The organism is Pseudomonas sp. WOUb67 (assembly GCF_050058005.1).
Taxonomy (GTDB): Bacteria; Pseudomonadota; Gammaproteobacteria; order Pseudomonadales; family Pseudomonadaceae; genus Aquipseudomonas; species Aquipseudomonas putida_R.
In genome coordinates this window covers 1,197,681-1,213,780 of record NZ_CP170112.1, presented here as the reverse complement: position 1 = coordinate 1,213,780, position 16,100 = coordinate 1,197,681, and the positions used below count along the sequence as shown (strand labels likewise).

Here is a 16,100-nt window from a genome sequence, read left to right as displayed (position 1 = left end):
AATCCCGCTCACTGGCTGGGGGAAATCAGTATCAGCTGATTCCCGGCATCGCTACCCCCTGATTCAGGGTTCCGGTCTGTAGCAACATCGCAATGCTATCCAAGCGGAGACTGGGCGTCAAAGGGATGAACACTCAAAAATGTTTCTGTCTGTTCCGCACTATCAACTGGATCAATCATGGTAGTCGCCTCCACCTGGTGATACCTACACTCGCAGCATCCCGCCTCAGGACCGCCCTCATGCCCGAGACCCTGCTCAGCCCCCGCAACCTGGCCTTCGAGCTCTACGAAGTACTCGACGCCGAAGCCCTCACCCAACGCCCGCGCTTCGCCGAGCACAGCCGTGAAACCTTCGACGCGGCCCTCACTACCGCCCGCACCATCGCCGAAAAGTACTTCGCCCCGCACAACCGCAAGGCCGACGAGAACGAGCCGCGCTATGTAGACGGCCGCGCAGAGCTGATCCCCGAAGTGAAGCCTGCCGTCGACGCCTTCCTCGAAGCCGGCTTCCTCAACGCCAACCGGGACTTCGAGGTCGGTGGCATGCAGCTGCCCAGCCTGGTCTCGCAGGCCTGTTTCGCCCACTTCCAGGCTGCCAACGCCGGCACCACGGCCTACCCGTTCCTGACCATGGGCGCGGCCAACCTGATCGAGAGTTTCGGCACAGAGGAACAGAAGCGTCTGTTCCTGCAGCCAATGATCGAGGGCCGCTACTTCGGCACCATGGCGCTGACCGAGCCCCACGCCGGCTCGTCTCTGGCCGACATCCGCACCCGTGCCGAACCTGCGGGCGACGGCAGCTACCGGCTCAAGGGCAACAAGATCTTCATCTCCGGTGGCGACCACCAACTGTCGGAAAACATCGTGCACATGGTGCTGGCCAAGCTGCCGGACGCACCGCCTGGGGTGAAGGGCATCTCGCTGTTCATCGTGCCGAAATACCTGGTGAACCCGGACGGCAGCCGTGGCCCGCGCAATGACGTGCTGCTGGCCGGGCTGTTCCACAAGATGGGCTGGCGCGGGACCACCTCCACCGCGCTGAACTTCGGCGACAACGGCCAGTGCGTCGGTTACCTGGTCGGCCAGCCGCATCAGGGCCTGGCCTGCATGTTCCAGATGATGAACGAGGCACGCATCGGCGTTGGCATGGGCGCAGTGATGCTGGGTTACGCCGGCTACCTGTATTCGCTGGAATATGCCCGCCAACGGCCACAAGGCCGGCTGCCGGACAGCAAGGACCCGCTCAGCCCGGCAGTACCGATCATCGCGCACACCGATGTGAAACGTATGCTGCTGGCACAGAAGGCTTACGTGGAAGGCGCCTTCGACCTGGGCCTGTACGCCGCGCGCCTGTTCGACGATACCCACACCGCCGATGACGAAACGTCCCGCACACAAGCGCAGGCGCTGCTCGACCTGCTGACCCCGATCGTCAAGTCGTGGCCCTCGACGTTCTGCCTCAAGGCCAACGAACTGGCGATCCAGATTCTCGGTGGCCACGGCTATACCCGCGAATACCCGGTGGAACAGTACTACCGCGATAACCGCCTGAACCCGATTCACGAGGGTACCGAGGGCATCCAGTCGCTCGACTTGCTCGGGCGCAAGCTGGCACAAAACAACGGGGCCGGGCTCAAGCAGCTGATTCGCCTGATCGCGGGCACCGGCGAACGTGCCAGCCATCACCCAAACCTTGATCCTCTGCGCCAGCCGCTGGAACAAATGGTCAACCGCCTGCAAAGTGTCACCTTGGCCCTGCTCGGCGACCTGGCCCAGGGTAAGGTCGCTGGCGCCTTGGCCAACTCGGCCCTGTACCTCAAGGCCTTCGGCCACTGCGTGATCGGCTGGCGCTGGCTGGAGCAGGCGATTCACGCCGAGCTTGGCCTACTCAAGGGCAACCCCGCCGACCGCGACTTCTACCTCGGCAAGTTGCAGGCCGCGCGTTATTTCCTGACCTGGGAAGTACCGGGCTGCCATAATGAGCTGGCATTGCTAGAGGCGCGCGACAACACTTGCCTCACCATGCAGGACGAGTGGTTCTAAGGGGGAGCCACCGTGTACACGGAGGCTATTGCATGTTCGATTCCAGCGCCCTGCTGCGCCAGCGCTTTGCCGCGCTGCGCAGTACGGCCGAGTTGTTTTCCCTGCGCCATGTGAAACAGTCGCACCAGGCGCTGTCGGTTCGTCGCAACGTTGCCGAACCACCGTTCTTCAGCCAGGACGAAGGCGCCATGCTCACCGTGCGGGTCAATGGCGTGGAGGCCTACGCGGCCACCGCCGACCTGTCCCAGGCCGGCCTGCAACGCGCACTGGAACAAGCCGAGGCCCTGGCCCGGCAAATCGCCCCGCACAGCCTGCTCGACCTGCGCGACCAGCCAGTGACCGACGCCCGCCACGACCACCTTTCGCCCAATTTCGAGCAACCCGTGCCCTCTTTCGCCGACTGCCTTGGCCTGCTGGCTGCCGAATCGGCCAGCGTGCCCAAGGACAGCCGCCTGGTGGACTGGCAGGCCAGCCTGGGCCTGAGCCTGGTGGAGCAAACCTACCTGAACTCGGCGGGCGCCGAACTGCGCCATGCACAGCGTTTCCTGTTCCCGGGGCTGGGCGTAACCGCCAGCGATGGCCAGGACAGCCAGAGCCGCAGCCTGGGCCGCGACAACTTCGGCCAGCAGGGCGGTTTCGAGGTCATCGAGCGCTGCGGGCTGGTTGGCGCCGCCCGGCAGGTGGCCGACGAGGCACTGCAACTGCTGCTGGCCCCCAACACCCCCAGCGGTCCGCGCGACCTGCTGCTGATGCCCGACCAGATGATGCTGCAGATCCACGAGTCCATCGGCCACCCGCTGGAGATGGACCGTATCCTCGGCGACGAGCGCAACTACGCCGGCACCAGCTTCGTCAAAGCCAGTGACTTCGGCCACCTGCAGTACGGCTCCAGCCTGTTGAACGTGACCTTCGACCCGACCATCGGCGAGGAGCTGGCCAGCTACAGCTTTGATGATGACGGCACCCCGGCCAGCAAGCAGTTCCTGATCCGCGATGGCCTGCTGCTGCGCCCACTGGGCGGCGCGCTGTCGCAGTTCCGTTCCGGCCTGGACGGCGTGGCCAACAGCCGCGCCTGTGGCTGGAACCGTGCCCCGATCGACCGCATGGCCAACCTCAACATCGAACCGGGTGACCAGAGCCTGGAGCAACTGGTGCAGGGCATCGAGCACGGCATCCTGATGCGTACCAACCGTTCCTGGTCCATCGACGATGCGCGCAACAAGTTCCAGTTCGGCTGTGAATGGGGCCAGTTGATTGAAAACGGCGAGCTCAAGGGCATCGTCAAGAACCCCAACTACCGCGGCATCTCCGCCCAGTTCTGGCGCAACCTGTCGGCCGTCGGCGACCGCAGCACCTTCCAGGTACTGGGCACGCCCAACTGTGGCAAAGGCGAACCTAACCAGGTGGTGCGGGTCGGCCATGCCTCACCGGCCTGCGTATTCCGCCAGATTGACGTATTCGGGGGGGACGCCTGATGAAACACACTTTCGAAGCCTTGGTCGGCGATGTGCGCGCGGCATTACAAGCAGGCGAGCAGTTCACCCTCGGCTACAGCGCCGAACAGTCGCAATTTGTGCGCTTCAACCACGCCAAGGTGCGCCAGGCGGGTGAGGTGAGCCAGGCCAGCGCGCAACTGCGGCTGGTCCGCGACGGACGCCAGGCGGAACAGCAGCTGACGTTGAGCGGTGACGCGCAAGTGGACCGCCAGCGCCTGGCCGATGCGCTGGCGCAGCTGCGCCAGACCTTGCCGTTGTTGGCCATCGACCCTTACCTGCGCCTGGACGAAACCGCCTGGCACAGCCACAGCCTGCAGGAACAACCCCTGCCCGAGCTGGACGAAGTGCTGGCCCTGCTCGACCGCGAAGCAGGCGACCTGGACCTGGTCGGCATCTACGCCGCCGGCCCGATCTGCCGAGGGTTTGCCAGTTCGTTCGGCGCTTTTGGCTGGCACCAGGCCAACAGCTTCAACGTCGACTGGAGCCTGTTCCACGAAAACGGCCAGGCAGTGAAGGCCAACTATGCCGGCCAGGTATGGAGCGCCGACGACTTCACCGAGCGCCTGCGCCAGGCACGTGAACAACTGGGCTTTCTTGGCCGCCCGGCAGTCACCCTCAAGCCCGGCAGCTACCGCGCCTACCTGGCGCCTGCGGCCATGGATGAAATCGCCGGCATGCTGTGCTGGGGCGGCTTTTCCGCACAGGCCCTCGCCACTGGCAACAGCGCCTTGCAACGCCTGTACAACGGCGATGCACGGCTGAGCCCGCTGGTGAGCTTTACCGAGCAGGTCAGCGGCTCGCTGAGCCCGGCGTTTTCGGATGAAGGCGCACCACGACTGGATGTGCCGTTGATCCAGCAAGGCGAGGCGCAGCAACGCTTGATCTGCGCACGCAGCGCGGCCGAGTTCGAGTTGCTGGCCAATGGCGCCGACAGTTACGAGTCACCCTGTGCGCTCAGCCTGGCGCCGGGCAACCTGGCCAACGGGCAGATCCTTGAGCGGCTTGGCACCGGGCTGTACATCAGTAACCTGTGGTACCTGAACTACTCTGACCTGCCGGCAGCACGCATGACCGGGCTTACCCGCTTCGCCACCTTCTGGGTGGAAAACGGGCAGATCCAGGGGCCGGTGAGCACCATGCGCTTCGACGACAGCCTGTACAGCCTGCTGGGTAGCCAGCTGGAGGACCTGACCCGGGAGCGCGAGATGATCCTGTCGACCAGTACCTATGGGCAGCGCAGTACCGGGTCGAGTCATTTGCCCGGGGCACTGGTCAAAGGCCTGACCCTGACATTGTGACTGGACTTGCCGGCCCTTTCGCGGCTAAAGCCGCTCCCACAGGATCTCCACTGCCCTCAAATGTGGTGATATTCCTGTGGGAGCGGGTTCACCCGCGAAGGGGCCGGCACTGACAAACGAGGAAGTCATGCCCGAACGCACCCCGCTGGACCCCGTCACCGCCCGCTGGATCCCCTGGGTGGTGGCCATCGCTTTCTTCATGCAGTCCCTGGACGGCACCATCCTCAACACCGCGCTGCCGGCCATGGCCCGCTCGCTGGCCGAAGACCCGCTGCGCATGCAGGGCGTGATCATCGCCTACATGCTCACCGTAGCCTTGCTGATCCCCGCCTCGGGCTGGATCGCCGACCGCTTCGGCACCAAGCGCATCTTCTTCAGCGCCATCCTGCTGTTCAGCTTCGGCTCGCTGCTGTGCGCAGCAGCCAACAGCCTCGGTTTCCTGATCTTCGCCCGCGTCGTGCAGGGCCTGGGCGGTGCGCTGATGCTGCCGGTCGGGCGGCTGGTGGTGCTGCGCGCCTACCCGCGCAGCGAGCTGGTGCGGATCATGAGCTTCATCACCATCCCCGGCCTGCTCGGCCCACTGCTGGGCCCGACCGTCGGCGGCTGGCTGGTGGAAATCCTCAGCTGGCACTGGATCTTCCTGCTCAACCTGCCGGTCGGCCTGATCGGCTGCATTGCCGTATGGAAGTTCATCCCGGACCTGCGCGGCGCCGAGCGCACCACGTTCGACGGCCCTGGTTTCCTGCTGTTTGGCGCGGCGATGGTGCTGATCACCATTGCCATGGAAGGCCTGGGCGAATTGCACCTGCCGCACCTGCGGGTGATGTTGCTGCTGTTCGCCGGCATGGCCTGCCTGGCCGCCTACTGGCTGCGTGCCGGGCGCGACCCGGAGCCGCTGTTCTCGCCCAGCCTGTTCCGCGTGCGTACCTTCGCCATCGGCATCCTCGGCAACCTGTTCGCCCGCCTGGGCAGCGGCGCCCTGCCGTTCCTGGTGCCGTTGCTGCTGCAGGTGGCGCTGGGCTACTCACCCGCCCAGGCCGGCATGAGCATGATCCCGCTGGCGGCAGCGGCCATGCTGGCCAAGTCTGTCGCAAGGCCGCTGATCGAACGGTTTGGCTACCGCATCATCCTTACCGGCAACACCCTGCTGCTGGGGCTGCTGCTGGCCAGCCTCGGCCTGGTCGACGAGCAAACACCCTACGCCGTGCTGCTGATCCAGCTGGGCCTGCTGGGCGCGGTCAACTCCATGCAGTTCACGGCCATGAATACGGTCACCCTGATCGACCTCGATGACGCCAGTGCCAGCAGCGGCAACAGCCTGCTGTCGGTGGTCGCGCAGCTGGCGCTGAGCCTGGGCGTGGCCTGTGCCGGCGCCTTGCTTGGAGGCTTTACCGCCGCCGGTAGCGCCGAGGGTGTGGAAAGCACCCTGGGCGCCTTCCAGCTGACCTTTGTCACCATCGGTGTGATGGCCATGCTGGCGGCAGCGATCTTCCTGCAACTTGCGCCGACGGACGGAAGGCGTGCCCGTCGTCCGGAACAACACATGGAACCGTAGGGCGAATGGCCACGAGGCTGGTAGACTGTGCGGCATTTTTTCGCTTCGCAACGCAGGCCCGCCTCGTGACCACCGAATCCACCGCCTTTGCCACTCTGCCGTTGTCCGCCGCCATGCTGGCGAACCTGGACGCCCTCGGCTATGCCTCGATGACGCCGATCCAGGCCCAGAGCCTGCCCGTCATCCTCAAGGGCCAGGACCTGATCGCCCAGGCCAAGACCGGCAGCGGCAAGACCGCCGCCTTCGGCATCGGCCTGCTGAACCCGATCAACCCGCGCTACTTCGGCTGCCAGGCCCTGGTGCTGTGCCCTACCCGCGAGCTCGCCGACCAGGTGGCCAAAGAACTGCGCCGCCTGGCCCGCGCCGAGGACAACATCAAGATCCTCACCCTGTGCGGTGGCGTTTCGCTGGGCCCGCAGATCGCTTCGCTGGAGCACGGTGCACACATCATCGTCGGCACCCCGGGGCGCATCCAGCAGCATCTGGACAAAGGCACCCTGGTGCTCGACGGCCTGAACACGCTGGTGCTGGACGAAGCCGACCGCATGCTCGACATGGGCTTCTTCGACGCCATCGCCAGCATCATCGGCAAGACCCCGTCGCGCCGCCAGACCCTGCTGTTCTCGGCCACCTACCCGTCCGGTATCAAGCAACTGGCCGCCGACTTCATGCGCAACCCGCAACAGGTCAAGGTCGAGAGCCTGCACACCGACAACCAGATCGAACAGAGCTTCATCGAGATCGACCCACAGCACCGCCTGGAAGCCGTCACCCGCGTGCTCGGCCACTACCGCCCGCAGTCCTGCGTGGCGTTCTGCTTCACCAAGCAGCAGTGCGAGGACGTGGTTGCCCACCTGACGGCCAAGGGCATCGTCGCCCAGGCCCTGCACGGTGACCTGGAGCAGCGCGACCGCGACCAGGTACTGGCCATGTTCGCCAACCGCAGCAGCTCGGTGCTGGTGGCCACCGACGTGGCCGCGCGCGGCCTGGATATCGATGGCCTGGACATGGTCATCAACGTGGAGCTGGCGCGTGATGCCGAAATCCACGTGCACCGCGTGGGCCGTACCGGCCGTGCCGGCGAGAAAGGTGTTGCGGTAAGCCTGGTTGCGCCGGCCGAAGGCCACCGTGCCCAGGCTATCGAAGACCTGCAGAAGAGCCCGCTGCGCTGGGACTCGCTGGACAGCCTGAAGAACAAGGGCGGCGAACCCCTGCTGCCGGTGATGACCACGCTGTGCATTGCCGCTGGCCGCAAGGACAAACTGCGCCCTGGTGACATCCTGGGGGCACTGACCGGTGATGCCGGCATCCCGGGCAAGCAGGTGGGCAAGATCGCCATCTTCGACTTCCAGGCGTTCGTTGCCGTGGAGCGCGCACTGGCCAAGCAGGCCATGCAGCGGCTGAACAGCGGCAAGATCAAGGGCCGCGCCCTGAAAGTCCGCATTCTCTAACGTCCAGCAAGGTCCCTGTGGTAGCGGGTTAATCGGAGCGCCGAACCGCCGCGAATGCGGCAGTGTATGCACCATCGCATTCGCGGCGGTTCGGCGCTCCGATTAACCCGCTACCACAGGGTTCAGCATTTCAAATCTGAAGGTTCATACCGTGCACTCCACCGACGTGATCATTCTCGGCGCCGGCGCCGCCGGCCTGATGTGCGCCCAGCTCAGCGCCCGCCGTGGCCGCCGCGTTCTGCTGCTCGACCACGCCAACAAGCCGGGCAAGAAGATCCTCATGTCCGGCGGCGGGCGTTGCAACTTCACCAACATGTACACCGAGCCCGCCAACTTCCTGTCGCACAACGCGCATTTCTGCAAGTCGGCCCTGGCCCGCTACACCCAGTGGGACTTTATCGAACTGGTGTGCAAGCACGGCGTGGCCTACCACGAGAAGAAACTCGGCCAGCTGTTCTGCGACAACAAGGCCAGCGACATCCTCGACATGCTGCTGGCCGAATGCGACGAGGCTGGCGCCGAGATCCGCATGCACACCAGCATCGAGCAGATCGAGAAGACCGAAGGCGGCTACCTGTTGCAGACCAGCGGCGGCCAATTCGCCTGCCAGTCGCTGGTGATCGCTACCGGCGGCCTGTCGATCCCGACCCTGGGCGCGACCGGTTTCGGCTACCAGGTGGCGCGCCAGTTTGGCCACACCTTGCTGCCGACCCGCGCCGGGCTGGTGCCGTTCACCATCACCGAGCCCCAACTCAAGGCACTGTGCACCGAGCTGTCCGGCACCTCGCTGGACTGCACCGCCAGCTGCAACGGCACCAGCTTCCGCGAGAACCTGCTGTTCACCCACCGCGGCCTGAGCGGCCCGGCAATCCTGCAGATTTCCTCGTTCTGGGAAGCCGGTGACACGGTCGAAATCAACCTGCTGCCCGACCGCGATGCGCTCACCTGGCTGCAACAGATGCAGGCCGAACGTGCCAACGCCGAACTGAAGACCGTGCTGGGCGAGGTATTCACCCGCAAGCTGGCCAACCTGCTGGCCGAGCAATGGTTCGAGTCCAGGCCGATGAAGCAGTACACCCTGGCGGAACTGGCGCAAATCGCCGAAAAACTGGCGAACTGGCAAATGGTGCCGGCCGGCACCGAAGGCTACCGCACCGCCGAAGTGACCCTGGGCGGCGTGGACACCCGCGAAGTGTCGTCCAAGACCATGGAATCGCTGAAAAGCCCCGGGCTGTACTTCATCGGGGAAGTGCTGGATGTCACCGGCCACCTGGGCGGTTTCAACTTCCAGTGGGCCTGGGCATCGGCCAACGCCGCAGCGCAGTTCGTGTAGAGTAGAATCCATTCAGCAGCACGGAACGCTTCTTGCTGGCCCGTGCTGCAATGCATTCTTCGCTCACTGCCTAGCAGGCCATCATGTCATCGAGCTCGTTCCGTCAGTCACTGCGTCGCCTGTGGGGCCAAGACAAGTTCAGCTACAGCATCCGGGTCACCATCGCCCTCACCGGCAGCCTGGCCCTGTGCTGGTACCAGAACGAGATGGCCCTGCTGATTCCGCTGTTCCTCGGCATCATCGCCAGCGCCCTGGCCGAAACCGACGACAGCTGGCAGGGCCGCCTCAGCGCCCTGGCCGTTACCTTGGTGTGTTTCGCCATCGCAGCACTGGCGGTCGAGTTGCTGTTCCCCTACCCCTGGATCTTCGCCGTCGCCCTGGCGTTGGCGGCGTTCGGCCTGACCATGCTTGGCGCCCTGGGCGAACGCTACGGTGCGATTGCCTCGGCGACACTGATCACGGCGGTGTACACCATGATCGGTGTGGACCAGCGCGGTGGCCAGGTGACGGACTTCTGGCACGAGCCGCTGCTGCTGGTGGCGGGCGCGGCCTGGTACGGGCTGCTTTCGGTACTTTGGCAGGCGCTGTTTTCCAACCAGCCGGTGCAGCAGAGCCTGGCCAAGCTGTTCTTCGAACTGGGCAGCTACCTCAAGCTCAAGGCCAGCCTGTTCGAGCCCATCCGCACCCTCGACGTCGAGGCCCGGCGCCTGGAGCTGGCCCAGCAGAACGGCAAGGTGGTGGCAGCGCTCAACGCGGCCAAGGAAATCATCTTGCACCGGGTGGGCAACAGCCAGCCGAACTCCAAGGTCAGCCGTTACCTCAAACTGTACTTCCTGGCCCAGGACATTCACGAGCGGGTCAGTGCCTCGCACTACCCCTACAACGGCCTGACCGAGGCGTTTTTCCACAGCGACGTGATGTTCCGCTGCCAGCGCCTGCTGCGTAAGCAAGGTTCGTCCTGCCAGGAGCTGGCCCGCTCGATCCGCCTGCGCCAGCCGTTCGTGCTGGCCAGCGGGTATCCAGAAGCCCTCGAAGACCTCAACGCCTCGCTTGAGCACCTGCGTATCCAGAGCAACCCAGCCTGGCGCAGCCTGTTGCGCTCGTTGCGGGCACTGGCCGCCAACCTGGCAACGCTGGACCGCCTGCTAAGCGCCGCCAGCAACCCGGACACCCTGGCCGATGCCAGCGACAGCAGCCTGCTCGACCGCTCGCCACGCTCGCTGAAGGACGTGTGGAAGCGCCTGCGCACCCAGCTCACGCCGACCTCGCTGCTGTTCCGCCATGCCCTGCGCCTGCCGCTGGCGCTGTCGATCGGCTATGGCATGGTGCACCTGATTCACCCGACCCAAGGCTACTGGATCATCCTCACCACGCTGTTCGTGTGCCAGCCCAACTACGGTGCAACCCGGCGCAAGCTGGTGCAGCGAATCTTCGGCACCGCCGTCGGCCTGACAGTGGGCTGGGCGTTGTTCGACCTGTTCCCCAACCCGGTCATCCAGTCGCTGTTCGCCGTGGTTGCCGGGGTGGTGTTCTTCGTCAACCGCACCACCCGCTACACCCTGGCCACGGCCGCCATCACCCTGATGGTGCTGTTCTGCTTCAACCAGATCGGCGATGGCTACGGCCTGTTCCTGCCACGCCTGTTCGATACCCTGGTGGGCAGCCTGATCGCCATCCTGGCGGTGTTCCTGTTCCTGCCGGACTGGCAAGGGCGACGGTTGAACAAGGCGCTGGCCAATACCCTGGCCTGCGCCAGCGTGTACCTGCGCCAGATCATGCAGCAGTATGCCCATGGCAAGCGCGACGACCTGGCCTACCGCCTGGCCCGGCGCAATGCCCATAACGCCGACGCGGCGCTGTCCACTACCCTGGCCAACATGCTGATGGAGCCTGGGCACTTCCGTAAGGAAGCAGATGTCGGCTTCCGCTTCCTGGTGCTGTCGCACACCTTGCTCAGCTACCTCTCGGGGCTGGGCGCGCACCGCGACACGGCCTTGCCGGCAGAGGTGCAGGAGCAGTTGATCGAGGGTGCCGGGCAAAGCCTGGCCAGCAGCCTGGACGAAATCGCCAATGGCCTGGCCGCACGGCTACCGGTAGCGATTCACAGCGATGCCGAAGAAGCGCTGGCCAATGCCCTGGAACAGATGCCGGAAGAGCTGGATGAGCATCAGCGGTTGGTGCAGACACAGTTGGCGTTGATCTGCCGGCAATTGGGGCCGTTGCGGACCTTGGCCGCACATTTGATCAAGGAAGGTGCCCCAGCCTGATTTTTTCGGGGCCTGTAATGGCCTCTTCGCGGGTAAATCGGATCGCCGCACCGCCGCTCCCACAGGGATTTCACAGGGCTTGAGACATTTGGAGTACCTGTGGGAGCGGCGGTGCGGCGATCCGATTTACCCGCGAAGAGGCCGGCACAGGCGATAGAGATCAGAAGCCATGCTGGCGCATCAGCCGGGCATAGCTGCCATCGGCCTTCATCGCCGCAATCGCCTGCTCGAAGCGCTCGACGATGCGCTGATGCTCCGGGTGCTTCAGGCTGACCAGGATATGCAGGGTGTTTTCCCCCAACGGCGGCTCCACCAGCATCACCCCGTCACGCACCTCCTGCGGTTCACGCTGCAGGTTGTAGCGCGCCACATACTCGTCTTCCACCGCCAGGCTCACCCGCCCTGCCGCCAGCATGCGCACCGCCGACGAAAAGTTGCGCACCGGCACCTTGTGCAGGCGGCTATCGCCGTCAAATTCCGGTGAATACGCGTAATCACGCACCACGGCGATGCTGTAGGGGTACAGGTCCGACTGGCCTTTGTAATGGAACGCTTCGCCCTTGCGTTGCAGCAGGCGAATGCGGTTAGTCAGGTAGGCGTTGGAAAACTGCCCGATGTTGGCGCGCGCGTCGTTGTACCAGGCATTGATCAGTACGTCGTAGCGCCCCTCACTTACCCCCAGCAGCGCCCGCGCCCAAGGCGCCTCTTCATAGCCGCTGCTGTAGCCGGCACGGGCCAGCGCCGTGGTGACGATGCTGGTCGCCAGGCCGCCACCCGGCATGTTGGCATCCGTGAACGGTGGCCAGCTGTCAGCCACCAGGCGCAGCTTGTCATGGCCCTGGGCAGCCGTTGCCACCATCATTGCCAGTAATCCCAGAACACAAAGCAGTGGCCGCATGCTCAAGTCCTTTCGCATTGGAGGGCACACACTGCGAGGAGATTACACAAAGCCAATGCTCAGGGCAGCGGCCAATAGTGTCATTTAGCCTCTATTTTGGCCGAAGCTCAGATGTCGTGCGATGATCGACCGCCCACCCAAGGAGTTCGCCAATGTCCATCGACTGGCTCTGCAAGCACCACACCGACCTCGGCAAGGACCAGCTCTACGCCATCCTGCAATTGCGCACCGAAGTATTTGTGGTCGAGCAGCGTTGCGCGTACCAGGAAGTCGATGGCCAGGACCTGAGCGGGGATACCCTGCACCTGATGGCCTGGCAGGACGACAAGCTGGTGGCTTACCTGCGCTTGCTCGACCCGCAGTCCCAGGGTGGGGATGTGGTTATCGGGCGGGTGGTGACCGCCCCCGAAGCGCGCGGCCTGAAGCTGGGGCACCCATTGCTGCTGAAGGGGCTGGAGGCGGCAGAGCATTGCTGGCCGGGAGTACCGGTTTACCTGTCGGCGCAGGCGCATTTGCAGGGGTTTTATGCCCGCCATGGGTTTGAGGTGGTGGGTGAGGAATACCTGGAAGACGACATTCCGCACATCGGCATGCGCAAAGGCTGAAATTGCCGGGGGTGCTTTGCACCCCTTTCGCCGGCAAGCCAGCTCCCACAGGAATTGCGTGTTTCTCAGGCCTGCACAGAACCTGTGGGAGCTGGCTTGCCGGCGATGAGGCCGGTGCAGACGCCAGAAACCTTAGGGGTAACCCAGCACTTCGCGGATCTGGCGCAGGTGGCGGATGATCCACTGCTTGTCGATCGCCCCCCAGTCATGAATGCGGTAATGCCCGGCGTGGTTGCGCGCACCTTCCTGCTGTTCGAACTCGCAGACGATGTCCAGGTCGGCCAGGGCGGCGATGGTGTCCTGGGCCGTGCGCCGCGGCATGCCGGTGGCTTCCATCAGGGCGGGCACGCTGGTCGCGGTCTGGCTGTCGATCAGCCAGGCGACATACAAGCGACGGTAGAAGCTGCTCTTGGTCTTGCTCACTTCCATGCTGCGTGGTCCTTAGCAGTTGCCCGGCAGCTCCCGATAGGTCAGGTAGACGCGCAGGTCAAATTCCAGTTGGTGGTAGTCCGGCTCCATGTGCTGGCAGAGCTGGTAGAACGCCTTGTTGTGATCGCGCTCGCGCAGGTGCGCCAGTTCGTGCACCACGATCATGCGCAGGAACTGGGGCGCAGCCTCCTTGAACAGCGAGGCAATGCGGATTTCCTTCTTCGCCTTGAGCTTGCCGCCCTGCACCCGCGACACCGCCGTGTTCAGGCCCAGAGCCCGGTGGGTCAGGTCGAGACGGTTGTCGAACAGCACCTTGTCCAGGTTCGGCGCACTGCGCAGAAATTGCTGGCGCAAGTCCTGGGCATAGCCGTACAGCGCCTTGTCGCTTTGCACGTCATGGCGGTCGGGGTAGCGGCGCTGCAGGTATTCGCCCAGGCGGTCGCTGTCGATCATCTGCCGCACCTGCGCTTGCAGGTGCGGGGGGTAGGCTTGCAAGTAACGTAATACGGTCATGGCGCTGCATTCGGCGTAACGAATGCCGATTCTAGCCAATCAAGGCCCAGGCCAGGAGAAAATCGCCGGGAAGCCGCTGGCATCCGCCGAGGTCATCGGGTACGCCACCAGGAAACCCTGCACGTATTCGCAACCATTGGCCTTCAGCCAAGCCGCCTGGGCCGGGGTTTCCACGCCCTCGGCGATCACCGTGATGCCGTAGTCGGCGCACAGGCCGATGACGCTGCGCACCAGGGCGGCATCCACCGCGGAATCGGGCAAGCGTGCCACCAGGTGGCGGTCGAGCTTCAAGGTGTCGATCGGCAAGTCACGCAGCATGCGCAACGAACAGTCGCCTGCGCCAAAATCGTCCAGCGCCACCCGCACCCCCAGCTCGCGCAAGCGGTGTATCTGTTTGACGGCCGCATCGATGTTGTACATCAGCGAGGTTTCCGCGACTTCCACCTCCAGCTGCGTCGGGTCCAGCTGGTAAATCTGGATCACCCGCTGCAGCTCTTCGACCAGGCCGGGCATGACAAACTGCGCGCGGCTCAGGCTGATGCCGAGCACAAGGTCGGCGGGAAAGCGGTCGTACCAGGCTTGGCGCTGGGCCGCCCCCTGGCGGTAGATCCAGCTGGCCAGGCGGTTGATCAGGCGGGCTTCTTCCAGCAACGGAATGAACAGCCCCGGCGGCACGTCGCCGACGCTGGGGTGCTGCCAGCGCAACAAGGCCTCGAAGCCACGCAGTCGGCCATCAATGAAGGACACCTGCGGCTGGTACACCAAGGTAAAGTCCTGCTGCTCGATGGCGGCGCGCACACTGTCTTCCAGCATCAGCCGCGAGCGCGCCCGGCCGTTGAGCTCCTGGTCGTAGAAACGGTACTGCTGGCGCCCGGCCTGCTTGGCGGCGTACATCGCCGCATCGGCTGCGCGCAGCAGGCCTTCCACATTGGCCCCGCAGTCCGGGTAGGTGGCGATGCCGATGCTGACCCCAAGGCATACATCAAGCCCTTCGATCTGGTGGCTGATCGAAATACGCTCAAGCAACTGCTCGGCATAGCGCCCGGCCTGTTCGGGATACGGCAGGCTGTCGAAAAGCGCCGTGAATTCATCACCGCCCATGCGTGCCAGCAAGGCCTCGCTGCCCAGGCAATCCTTGAGTTGCTCGCCCACCCAGCGCAGCACACGGTCACCGGTGTCGTGGCCCAGCGAGTCATTGATGCGCTTGAAACCGTCCAGGTCCATGTACATCAATGCCTGCGCCTTGTCCGAGCGCTCGTTGCGCAGCAGCGCGCCTTCGGCAGCCTGGTAGAAACCACGGCGGTTGAGCAGGCCGGTGAGCGGGTCGGTCACGGCCTGGTATTCCAGCTGCTGGTGCAGGTTGCGCACCACCGACATGTCCAGCACGGTGACCACCATGGCCTGCTGGTCGGCCGGCAGCGGCGCACAGGACAACGCCACCGGCACCAGTTCGCCACCGAGGGTACGCAGCTGGGCATCATGCACGCGGAAGATGCGCCGCCCCAGGTAGGCCTGGTAGAAGTCAGAATCACCCCAAAGGCTGGCGCTGGCCAGTTGCACCAGATCCAGCAGGTGCACGCCCTGCAACTGCTGCACCGGGGCCGACAGCAAGCGCGAAATGGCCGGGTTGGCAAAACTGATGACGCCTTGGGCATCCACCACCAGGATGCCTTCGGCGGCATTCTCCAGGATCGATGCATTGAACGCTCTGGCCGCCTCCAGCTCGCGGCTCAGGCGTTGCAGCATGCGCCGGTTGCGCTGCTGGTCGAGCAAGGCCTGGACCTTGGGCTTGAGAATTTGCGGGTCGAACGGTTTGAACATGTAGTCCACAGCGCCACTGGCGTACCCTTTGAGCACGGCGGCTTCGGACTGTTCGTTGGCGGTGAGGAATATGATCGGTGTCAGCCGGGTGCGCTGGCTGCCACGCATCAGCCGGGCGACTTCGAAACCGTCCATCTCCGGCATCTGTACATCCAGCAAGACCAGGTCGACATCGTGTTCGAGCAACGCACTCAAGGCTTCCATCCCCGAGCTTGCCGTCAACACTTGCCAATCCTGCCGGGCCAGCAATGCCCGCATGCTGATGAGGTTCTCCGGGTAGTCATCCACCACCAGTAGAACCGAGCTGCCATCCAGTGGCTGTGGTTGAACTTGAGCTTGAGCGCCATCCATGCTGCTTCTCGATTATGTGACCGACTTCAAAATACGGTTGG

The 16,100-nt window shown here is 64.5% G+C and carries 12 protein-coding genes; 8 read left to right on the top strand and 4 right to left on the bottom strand.

What is annotated here, in order from left to right:
• Window positions 1–239: 239 nt before the first annotated feature.
• From ABOC32_RS05380 to yccS, 7 genes are all read left to right on the top strand, one after another.
• Entirely contained in the window at window positions 240–2,042 is a 1,803-nt protein-coding gene (locus ABOC32_RS05380) for an acyl-CoA dehydrogenase (RefSeq protein ID WP_426810336.1), read from the top strand.
• A 32-nt stretch (window positions 2,043–2,074) separates the two neighbouring features.
• Window positions 2,075–3,517 (top strand): TldD/PmbA family protein, encoded by a 1,443-nt coding sequence (locus tag ABOC32_RS05375; RefSeq protein ID WP_426810335.1) that lies wholly within the window; start codon window positions 2,075–2,077, stop codon window positions 3,515–3,517.
• A complete protein-coding gene (locus ABOC32_RS05370; RefSeq protein WP_426810334.1) occupies window positions 3,517–4,836 on the top strand; it encodes a TldD/PmbA family protein in 1,320 nt (439 codons plus the stop codon). Before ABOC32_RS05375 ends, ABOC32_RS05370 begins: the two co-directional genes overlap by 1 nt.
• 127 nt (window positions 4,837–4,963) lie before the next feature.
• A complete protein-coding gene (gene mdtD / locus ABOC32_RS05365; RefSeq protein ID WP_019473080.1) occupies window positions 4,964–6,391 on the top strand; it encodes a multidrug transporter subunit MdtD in 1,428 nt (475 codons plus the stop codon).
• Window positions 6,392–6,504: 113 nt separating this feature from the next.
• Window positions 6,505–7,842, top strand: coding sequence for an ATP-dependent RNA helicase DbpA (gene dbpA / locus ABOC32_RS05360; protein WP_231995348.1), 1,338 nt, complete (start codon window positions 6,505–6,507; stop codon window positions 7,840–7,842).
• 151 nt (window positions 7,843–7,993) lie between these two features.
• Window positions 7,994–9,175: an NAD(P)/FAD-dependent oxidoreductase gene (locus tag ABOC32_RS05355; protein ID WP_426810333.1), complete on the top strand. Its 1,182-nt coding sequence runs from the start codon at window positions 7,994–7,996 to the stop codon at window positions 9,173–9,175.
• Between the two features lie 83 nt (window positions 9,176–9,258).
• On the top strand, window positions 9,259–11,442 hold the full coding sequence (gene yccS / locus ABOC32_RS05350; RefSeq protein WP_426810332.1) for a YccS family putative transporter: 2,184 nt from the start codon (window positions 9,259–9,261) through the stop codon (window positions 11,440–11,442).
• A 160-nt stretch (window positions 11,443–11,602) separates the two neighbouring features.
• Here yccS and ABOC32_RS05345 read toward each other — a convergent pair whose 3' ends face one another.
• Window positions 11,603–12,340 carry a substrate-binding periplasmic protein gene (locus ABOC32_RS05345; RefSeq protein ID WP_426810331.1) on the bottom strand — a complete coding sequence of 246 codons (738 nt, stop codon included), beginning with the start codon at window positions 12,338–12,340 and terminating at the stop codon, window positions 11,603–11,605.
• A gap of 152 nt (window positions 12,341–12,492) precedes the next feature.
• Between ABOC32_RS05345 and ABOC32_RS05340 the strand changes: the two genes are divergently transcribed.
• Complete coding sequence (locus tag ABOC32_RS05340; RefSeq protein ID WP_086975204.1) at window positions 12,493–12,945, top strand: GNAT family N-acetyltransferase; 453 nt, start codon at window positions 12,493–12,495, stop codon at window positions 12,943–12,945.
• Between the two features lie 132 nt (window positions 12,946–13,077).
• Here the strand turns inward: ABOC32_RS05340 and ABOC32_RS05335 are convergent, their stop codons facing one another.
• From ABOC32_RS05335 to ABOC32_RS05325, 3 genes are read right to left on the bottom strand one after another with little or no spacing between them, the layout of a single operon-like run.
• Window positions 13,078–13,374, bottom strand: coding sequence for a winged helix-turn-helix domain-containing protein (locus ABOC32_RS05335; RefSeq protein ID WP_003249396.1), 297 nt, complete (start codon window positions 13,372–13,374; stop codon window positions 13,078–13,080).
• A gap of 12 nt (window positions 13,375–13,386) precedes the next feature.
• Window positions 13,387–13,887: a M48 family metallopeptidase gene (locus tag ABOC32_RS05330; RefSeq protein WP_426810330.1), complete on the bottom strand. Its 501-nt coding sequence runs from the start codon at window positions 13,885–13,887 to the stop codon at window positions 13,387–13,389.
• Window positions 13,888–13,926: 39 nt separating this feature from the next.
• A complete protein-coding gene (locus tag ABOC32_RS05325; RefSeq protein WP_426810329.1) occupies window positions 13,927–16,059 on the bottom strand; it encodes a putative bifunctional diguanylate cyclase/phosphodiesterase in 2,133 nt (710 codons plus the stop codon).
• Window positions 16,060–16,100 lie beyond the last annotated feature (41 nt).

Bases quoted from the DNA above. Each gene is read 5' to 3' on its own strand.
- ABOC32_RS05340 (WP_086975204.1), top strand. From the start codon at position 12,493: ATGTCCATCGACTGGCTCTGCAAGCACCACACCGACCTCGGCAAGGAC.
- dbpA (WP_231995348.1), top strand. From the start codon at position 6,505: ATGCTGGCGAACCTGGACGCCCTCGGCTATGCCTCGATGACGCCGATC.
- ABOC32_RS05375 (WP_426810335.1), top strand. From the start codon at position 2,075: ATGTTCGATTCCAGCGCCCTGCTGCGCCAGCGCTTTGCCGCGCTGCGC.
- ABOC32_RS05330 (WP_426810330.1), bottom strand. From the start codon at position 13,887: ATGACCGTATTACGTTACTTGCAAGCCTACCCCCCGCACCTGCAAGCG.
- ABOC32_RS05345 (WP_426810331.1), bottom strand. From the start codon at position 12,340: ATGCGGCCACTGCTTTGTGTTCTGGGATTACTGGCAATGATGGTGGCA.
- ABOC32_RS05380 (WP_426810336.1), top strand. From the start codon at position 240: ATGCCCGAGACCCTGCTCAGCCCCCGCAACCTGGCCTTCGAGCTCTAC.
- ABOC32_RS05335 (WP_003249396.1), bottom strand. From the start codon at position 13,374: ATGGAAGTGAGCAAGACCAAGAGCAGCTTCTACCGTCGCTTGTATGTC.
- ABOC32_RS05370 (WP_426810334.1), top strand. From the start codon at position 3,517: ATGAAACACACTTTCGAAGCCTTGGTCGGCGATGTGCGCGCGGCATTA.
- mdtD (WP_019473080.1), top strand. From the start codon at position 4,964: ATGCCCGAACGCACCCCGCTGGACCCCGTCACCGCCCGCTGGATCCCC.
- yccS (WP_426810332.1), top strand. From the start codon at position 9,259: ATGTCATCGAGCTCGTTCCGTCAGTCACTGCGTCGCCTGTGGGGCCAA.
- ABOC32_RS05325 (WP_426810329.1), bottom strand. From the start codon at position 16,059: ATGGATGGCGCTCAAGCTCAAGTTCAACCACAGCCACTGGATGGCAGC.